Annotated in this window: 7 protein-coding genes; all 7 read left to right on the top strand. The window is 66.1% G+C overall.

The window, feature by feature from the left end:
• Positions 1–1,075 (top strand): transcription termination factor NusA (gene nusA / locus QZY01_RS08875; protein WP_294536051.1); only part of this gene is annotated, 1,075 nt, incomplete at its 5' end.
• Between the two features lie 25 nt (positions 1,076–1,100).
• Positions 1,101–1,874, top strand: a complete 774-nt coding sequence (locus QZY01_RS08870; protein ID WP_294536048.1) for an RNA-binding protein — start codon at positions 1,101–1,103, stop codon at positions 1,872–1,874.
• Positions 1,867–4,548, top strand: coding sequence for a translation initiation factor IF-2 (infB, locus tag QZY01_RS08865; RefSeq protein ID WP_294536054.1), 2,682 nt, complete (start codon positions 1,867–1,869; stop codon positions 4,546–4,548). Before QZY01_RS08870 ends, infB begins: the two co-directional genes overlap by 8 nt.
• A 193-nt stretch (positions 4,549–4,741) precedes the next feature.
• Entirely contained in the window at positions 4,742–5,203 is a 462-nt protein-coding gene (rbfA, locus tag QZY01_RS08860; RefSeq protein ID WP_294536047.1) for a 30S ribosome-binding factor RbfA, read from the top strand.
• Positions 5,200–6,105, top strand: a complete 906-nt coding sequence (gene truB / locus QZY01_RS08855) for a tRNA pseudouridine(55) synthase TruB (protein WP_294536044.1) — start codon at positions 5,200–5,202, stop codon at positions 6,103–6,105. The genes rbfA and truB overlap by 4 nt, the downstream gene beginning before the upstream one ends.
• A gap of 181 nt (positions 6,106–6,286) precedes the next feature.
• The gene (gene rpsO, locus QZY01_RS08850) at positions 6,287–6,556 is read left to right on the top strand and encodes a 30S ribosomal protein S15 (RefSeq protein ID WP_294536041.1); all 270 of its coding nucleotides are present in this window, start codon (positions 6,287–6,289) and stop codon (positions 6,554–6,556) included.
• 207 nt (positions 6,557–6,763) lie between these two features.
• On the top strand, positions 6,764–8,002 hold a 1,239-nt coding region (gene pnp / locus QZY01_RS08845; RefSeq protein WP_294536038.1), incomplete at its 3' end, for a polyribonucleotide nucleotidyltransferase.

The following is an 8,002-nucleotide window of genomic DNA, read 5'->3' as shown; positions in this document are numbered from 1 at the left end:
CCGCGCCCGCGCCTATGTCTATGACGTGCGCCGCGAGCAGCGGGGGCCGCAGATTTTCCTGTCGCGCACCCATCCGCAATTCATGGCCCGGCTGTTCCAGCAGGAAGTGCCGGAAATCTACGACGGCGTCATCGAGGTGAAATCTGTCGCCCGCGACCCCGGTTCGCGCGCGAAAATCGCCGTGACCTCGCGCGATAGTTCGATCGATCCGGTCGGCGCCTGCGTCGGCATGAGGGGCTCGCGCGTGCAGGCCGTGGTCAATGAATTGCAGGGCGAGAAGATCGACATCATTCCGTGGTCGGTCGACGCCGCGACCTTCATCGTCAATGCGTTGCAGCCGGCGGAAGTGGTCAAGGTGGTGCTCGACGAGGATTCGTCGCGCATCGAGGTGGTCGTGCCCGACGATCAGTTGTCGCTGGCGATCGGGCGTCGCGGCCAGAACGTGCGGCTCGCCTCGCAACTGACCGGCTGGGACATCGATATTCTGACCGAGGCCGAGGAATCCGAGCGCCGGCAGAAGGAATTCGTCGAGCGGACCCAGGCTTTCATGGCGGCGCTCGACGTCGATGAGGTGGTCGGGCAATTGCTGGCCTCGGAAGGTTTTCGCTCGGTCGAGGAACTGGCCTATGTCGATGCGACCGAAGTCGCGGCGATCGAGGGTTTCGACGAAGACACCGCCGTCGAAATCCAGAATCGCGCCCGCGAATATCTGGAGCGCATCGAGGCCGAACAGGACGCCCGCCGGCGCGAACTCGGCGTCGCCGACGAATTGCGCGAGATCGAGGGCGTCACCACCGCCATGCTGGTCCGGTTTGGCGAGAACGAGGTGAAAACCATCGAGGACCTCGCCGGCTGCGCGACAGACGATCTGGTCGGCTGGACCGAAAAGAACAATGGCGAAACGGTGAAGACGCCCGGCTATCTCGACGGGCTCGAAGTCAGCCGCGAGGAGGCGGAAGCGATCGTCATGCGGGCGCGGGTGAGTGCGGGCTGGGTGGACGCGGCCGATCTCGCGCCGCAGCCGGCCGAGGGCGAAGAGAGCGAAGGCGAAGAAGGCGGCGAGCCGGCGCCATGAGCCGGACAAGGGGAGACGAAGCATTTTGGCGGTCGAGGCGCGACAGGATATCGGCGATACGGATGAAGGCCCGAGGGCCGCTCCCCATGCGGGAGTGGAGCGGACCTGCGTCGTCACGCGCCGGATCAGCCATCCCGACGCGCTGATCCGTTTCGTCCTCGGTCCGGAAAACGCCGTCGTCGCCGATCTCAAGCGCAAATTGCCGGGACGCGGCGTCTGGGTCGGCCTGTCGAAGGTTCTCGTCGCCCAGGCGATCAGGAAACAGGCGTTTTCGCGCGCCCTGAAGGAAAAAGTCGTCGCTTCGCCCGACCTGCCCGAGCTGATCGAAAAACTGTTGCGGCGCGACGCCTTGCAGGCTCTGTCGATGGCCAACAAAGTCGGACTGGTGACGACCGGCTACGCCAAGGTCGAGTCGGCGATTAATTCCGGCGCCGTCTGCGCGCTGATTCACGCCAGCGATGGCGCGCCCGACGGCAAGCGCAAGCTCGGTCAGGTTCTGCGCCGGAAATTCGGCGAGGCGTCGCGCCCCGAAATCGGCGCTTTCACCGTCGATGAGCTGGATTCGGCGCTTGGGCGCGGAAATGTCGTCCACGCGGCGCTGGCTCCAGGGTCGGCGGCAAAGGTTTTTCTCGCTTCCAGCCGGCGACTTGCGGTATATCGCGGCGACGAGGAAGCGGAAGCTTCCTCCGGGGAAGCGGTTTTGACGAAAAGTTTGACAACAAACATGGCTTTGGAGCAGGACTTCAACGCCGACGGCACGAACGGCCAAGGCCCTGGGACGTATGAACGATATGAATGACTCCAACAATTCCGGCGACAAGACTCTGACCGCGCCTCCGTCCAAGACGCTTTCGCTCAAGCGTCCGGTCGAACAGGGCGTCGTACGCCAGAGTTTTTCGCATGGCCGCTCGAAGGCCGTGGTGGTGGAGAAGGTCAAGCGCCGCGCCCATGGCCCCGGCGAGCCTGTCCATGCCGCTCCCAAGCCGGCGGCGGCGGCCCCCGCGCCGGCGCCCGCGCCGCAGGGGGCGCAGCCCGCCAATCGTGGGCCGGTGAAGCCGCTCGCGCCGCGCCCGCAGACCGGCGTGGTACTGCGCACCCTGACCGACGACGAGCGCGACGCCCGCACCCGCGCGCTCAGCGACGCCCGCGTCCGCGAAGAGGATGACCGCAAGCGCCAGGAGTCCGACGCCCGCCTGCGCGCCGAGCGGGAGGCGCGCGAACGCGCCGAACGCGACGCCGCCGAAAACCGCCGGAAGGACGAGGAAACCCGGCTGGCCCGCGAGGCCGAAGCCAAGCGCCGCGCCGAAGAAGAGGCGCGCCGCCGTCTCGCGCCCGCCGGCTCCGCCGCCGCCGCCGCCGATAGCGAGAGCAGCGTGACCCTGGCCCCCAATGCAAGGCCGACGGGCCGGCCGCAGCAGATCGTCTTCAACACCCCGAGGCCGGCCGCGCCGGCGCCGACGGCTCAGGCCGCGACCGAGCGCACGGCGGGGGCGGCGACCCCGTCTACGCCGGCCCGCCGCATCATCGCCGCGCCGAAACTCGCGGTTCCCGCCGTCAAGCCGAGCCGCACCGGCGCGATGAAGGATCGCGGCCGCCTGACCGTGACCAGCGCCACCGCCGAGGGCGGCGACGAGGAGCGCATGCGTTCGGTCGCGGCCTTCCGCCGCCGCACCCAGCGCCTCAAGGGCGTGGTCGAGCAGAAGGAGCGCCTGTCGCGCGAAGTCGTGCTGCCCGAGACCATCACCATCCAGGAACTCGCCAACCGCATGTCGGAACGCGGCGTGGACGTGATCAAGCTGCTGATGAAACAGGGGCAGATGCTCAAGATCACCGATGTGATCGACGCCGACACCGCCGAACTGATCGCCGTCGAACTCGGCCACAGCGTCAAGCGCGTCGCCGAATCCGACGTCGAGGAGGGCCTGTTCGACAAGCCCGACGCCGAGGAAAACCTCGTGCCGCGTCCGCCCGTCGTCACCATCATGGGCCATGTCGATCACGGCAAGACCTCGCTGCTCGACGCCATTCGCAAGGCCAATGTCGTTTCGGGCGAAGCCGGCGGCATCACCCAGCATATCGGCGCCTATCAGGTGCAGTCGCCGCTTGGCGGCTATATCACCTTCATCGACACCCCCGGTCACGCCGCCTTCACCGCGATGCGCGCGCGCGGCGCGAAAGTCACCGACATCGTGGTGCTGGTGGTTGCGGCGGACGATGGCGTGATGCCGCAGACCGTCGAGGCGATCAACCACGCCAAGGCGGCGGGCGTGCCGCTCATCGTCGCCATCAACAAGATCGACAAGCCCGACGCCAAGCCCGAGCGCGTGCGCCAGGAACTGCTGCAATATGAAGTGCAGGTCGAAAGCCTCGGCGGCGACACGCTGGAGGTCGAAGTCTCGGCCAAGCAGCGGATCAATCTCGACAAATTGCTCGAAGCCATCACGCTTCAGGCCGAAGTGCTCGACCTTCACGCCAATCCCGACCGTCCGGCGGAAGGCACGGTCATCGAGGCGCGGCTCGATCGCGGACGCGGCCCGGTCGCCACCGTGCTGGTGCAGCGCGGCACGCTCGTCGTCGGCAATATCATCGTCGCCGGCTCGCAATGGGGCCGCGTGCGCGCCCTGATCGACGACAAGGGCAAGAATTGCGTCGAGGCCGGGCCCTCCTTCCCGGTCGAGATTCTCGGCTTTTCCGGCGCGCCGGAAGCCGGAGACCGCGTCGCCGTGGTCGAAACCGAAGGCCGCGCCCGCGAAGTCACCGAATATCGCGACCGCCAGAAGCGCGACCAGGCCGCCGCGCGCGGCGGTTCGGCCCGCTCGTCGTTGGTCGATATGATGAGTCAGCTGAAAACCGCCGGCCGCAAGGAATTCCCGCTGGTGATCAAGGGCGACGTGCAGGGTTCGGTCGAGGCCATCGTCGCGGCGCTAGAGAAGCTCGGCACCGAGGAAGTGATCGCGCGCGTCGTTCACGCGGGCGCCGGCGGCATTTCCGAATCCGACATCGCGCTGGCGGAAGCCTCCAAGGCGGCGGTGATCGGCTTCAACGTCCGCGCGCACAAGGAAGCGCGCGAATTGTCGGAACAGCTCGGCATCGAGATCCGCTATTACAACATCATCTATAACTTGGTGGACGATGTGAAGGCGGCCATGTCGGGCCTGTTGTCGCCGACCATCCGCGAAACCATGCTCGGCAACGCCTCGATTTTGGAAGTCTTCAACATTTCCAAGGTCGGCAAGGTCGCGGGCTGCCGCGTCACCGACGGCGCGGTCGAACGCGGCCAGCATGTCCGCCTGATCCGCGACAATGTCGTGGTGCACGAGGGCAAGCTCTCGACGCTCAAGCGCTTCAAGGACGAAGTCAAGGAAGTGCAGGCGGGTCAGGAATGCGGCATGGCTTTCGAGAACTATCAGGACATGCGCGCGGGCGACGTGATCGAATGTTACCGCGTCGAGGAGATCAAAAGAAGTCTCTAGTATGTTTGCCGACCGCGCTATGCGCGGTCGGCGCCCCTCGCATCAGCTCGGCCATAGCCCGTCGCAGGACGGGCGTCTAAAGACGCCCTATGGCGTTCGCTCCTAGCCCCGCCCAAGGGGCGGGGCAATCAAACCCCTCCTGATGCGCTTTGCCGCGACCAAGGGTTAGGGGCGGCGTTTCCAAGAGGCATGAATGTCCAGGTCGCATCAAAAAGGCGGCGAGCCGAGCCAGCGCATGCTGCGCGTGGCCGAATTGATCCGTCAGGCCGTCGCCAGTTTGCTGGCGCGTGGCGAAATCACCGATCCCGATCTCGCCGGGCTGGTGGTCACCGTGCCGCAGGTGCGGATGAGCCCGGATCTGAAACTCGCCACCGTCTATGTCATGCCGCTCGGCGGCCAGGCGCAGGACGTCATCGTCGATATCCTCGACCGCCACAAGAAATTCCTGCGCGGCGAGGTGGCGATCCGCGTCAATCTCAAATATGCGCCGGATCTGCGCTTCAAGCTCGACGAAAGTTTCGTCAATGCCGCGAAGATCGACGCTCTGCTGCAAACCGAGAAGGTCGCGCGCGACCTTGCCGCGCGGGACGAGGACGAAGAATCCGATGACCCGGCGGACGGAGAAGCCGCGCCGGGCCGAGACGAGGGCAAGTGAGCGCCCCGCGCTCCACCCGCGTCGAAGTCAATGGCTGGATCGTGCTCGACAAGCCGGTCGGCCTGACCTCGACACAGGCGGTGTCGAAACTCAAGCGCCTGTTCAACGCCAAAAAGGCCGGCCACGCCGGAACGCTCGACCCGCTCGCCTCCGGCATCCTGCCGGTCGCCTTCGGCGAGGCGACCAAGACCGTGCCTTTCGTGCAGGACGGCGAGAAAGCCTATCGCTTCACCGTGCGCTGGGGGTCGGAAACCGACAGCGACGACGCCGAGGGCAAGGTCACGCGGACCAGCGAGGCGCGGCCCGAGCCCGCCGCCGTGGCGGCGCTGCTGGCGGGCTTCACCGGCGAGATCCTGCAACAGCCGCCGGCCTTTTCCGCGATCAAGATCAATGGCGAACGCGCCTACGATCTGGCGCGCGACGGCGAAATCGTCGATCTCGCGCCGCGCCCGGTGACGATTTACGCCCTGCGCCTCGTCGGCGGCGACCGCGACCATGCCGTGCTGGAGGCCGAATGCGGCAAGGGAACCTATGTCCGCGCCCTCGCCCGCGATCTCGGCCGGGCGCTCGGCTGCCTCGGCCATGTCGTCGCCTTGCGCCGCACGCGGGTCGGGCCGTTTTTCGAGGCCGATTCGACGCCGCTTTCGCAACTGCTGGAGGCGCCGGAACAGGCGCATCGGGCGTTTCTCGGCGTCGAGGCCGGACTATCCGAACTGCCCTGCGTCATTCTCGACCGCGACGGGGCGGCGCGGCTGCGGCGCGGCCAGTCGGTGATCCTGCGCGGACGAGACGCGCCCGCCGAGGGCGCGGCCTATGCCGTCTGCTCGGGCGTGGTGATCGCCTCGGGCGAGGTCGAACGGGGCGAGTTTTTGCCCAGCCGCGTTTTCAACCTGCCGTTTTGAAGACTTCGCCGCGCCGGCCCGGCAAAACGCGAATGCGCTGGCCCCGCCTCGAAAAAAGTGTATAGAGACGCGTTGCGCCGAAAATTTTCGGTCGCACGCGATGACGCGCGACCGCCCTGGACGACATCCCGGAGCGGCCCGCCCAATCGCCGACCATCCAACCAGAACAGAAGGAAAGACGATGTCGATCACCGCCGAGCGCAAACAGGCGCTCATCCAGGAATACGCCCTTAAAGCGGGCGATACCGGTTCGCCGGAAGTTCAGGTCGCCATCCTGACCGAGCGCATCACCAATCTGACCGAGCATTTCAAGTCGCACGTGAAGGACAATCATTCGCGTCGCGGCCTGCTCAAGCTGGTCTCGCTGCGTCGCCAGCTTCTCGACTATGTCAAGAAGGGCGACGAACCGCGCTACCGCAAGCTCATCGAACGTCTCGGCATCCGCCGCTAAAACCTCGCGCGGCCGAACCATCGGCCGCGTTTTTTCCATATTCGCGCGGAAAAATCGCCGCGCAAGAATCGGACCGGCGGCAGGGGCCGTCCGTCCATCCGGACGAAGCGTCCGGGCCGGAGCAGGATTGTCAGACGCCGTTTTGAGCGGCGTCTTGCCGTCTTGCTCATGGTTTGCGCTTCGGCCAACCTTCAGAAAGAGCAACATATGTTTGAAATACATCGCGAGGAAATCGAATGGCATGGGCGCAAGCTCGTGCTGGAAACCGGGCGCATCGCCCGCCAGGCCGACGGCGCCGTCTTCGCCTCCTATGGCGAGACCACGCTGCTCGCCACCGTCGTTTCGGCCAAGTCGGCCAAGCCCGGCCAGGACTTTTTTCCGCTCACCGTCAATTATCAGGAAAAGGCTTTCGCCGCGGGCCGCATTCCCGGCGGCTATTTCAAGCGCGAAGGCCGTCCGACCGAGCGCGAAACCCTGTTGTCGCGGCTGATCGACCGCCCGATCCGCCCGCTGTTCCCGGACGGCTATCGCAACGAGACCCAGGTCATCATCACCGTTTTGAGTCATGACCTCGAAAACGACCCCGACGTTCTGGCCATGGTCGCGGCTTCCGCCGCCCTGACCCTGTCCGGCGTGCCGTTCATGGGCCCGGTCGGCGGCGCGCGCGTCGCCTATATCAATGGCGAGATCAAGGTCAATCCGACCGTGGACGAGTCCAAGACCTCCGATCTCGACCTGTTCGTCGCCGGCACCGCCGACGCCGTGCTGATGGTCGAATCCGAAGCAAAAGAACTTTCCGAAGACGTCATGCTCGCCGCCGTGATGGCGGGACACGCCGGCTTCCAGCCGGTGATCGAGGCGATCATCCGGCTCGCCGAGCGCGCCGCCAAGGAGCCGCGCGATCTCGTCCTCGCCGACAACAGCGAAATCGAAAAGGCCGTCGCCGAGGTCGCCGAGGCGGAGTTGCGCGAAGCCTACAAGATCACCGCCAAGCAGCAGCGCTACGCCGCCGTGGACGCCGTCAAGGCCAAGGTCAACGCCGCCCTGTTCCCGGCCGATGGCGAGGCGAAATTCGACAAGCAGAAAGTGGGCGAAGTCTTCCACGAGCTGCAAGCGAAAGTCGTGCGCTGGAACATTCTCGACACCCATCTGCGCATCGACGGACGCAGCCTCGACACCGTGCGCCCGATCCTGAGCCAGGTCGGCGTGTTGCCGCGCACCCACGGTTCCGCGATCTTTACCCGAGGCGAGACGCAGGCTCTGGTGGTCGCGACGCTCGGCACCGGCGAGGACGAGCAATTCATCGACTCGCTGGAGGGGACCTACAAGGAAAACTTCCTGCTGCATTACAACTTCCCTCCCTATTCGGTGGGCGAGACCGGCCGCATGGGTTCGCCCGGCCGCCGCGAAATCGGCCATGGCAAGCTCGCGTGGCGCGCCATTCAT

It is taken from the genome of uncultured Rhodoblastus sp., assembly GCF_903903185.1.
Classification (GTDB): Bacteria; Pseudomonadota; Alphaproteobacteria; order Rhizobiales; family Beijerinckiaceae; genus Rhodoblastus.
Note: the sequence above shows the minus strand (reverse complement) of the source record. Positions and strands in the feature narration are given on the sequence as shown.

What these genes read in the sequence shown, in the direction of transcription:
- infB (WP_294536054.1), top strand. Translation starts at nt 1,867, where the DNA reads ATGAATGACTCCAACAATTCCGGCGACAAGACTCTGACCGCGCCTCCG.
- rbfA (WP_294536047.1), top strand. Translation starts at nt 4,742, where the DNA reads ATGTCCAGGTCGCATCAAAAAGGCGGCGAGCCGAGCCAGCGCATGCTG.
- rpsO (WP_294536041.1), top strand. Translation starts at nt 6,287, where the DNA reads ATGTCGATCACCGCCGAGCGCAAACAGGCGCTCATCCAGGAATACGCC.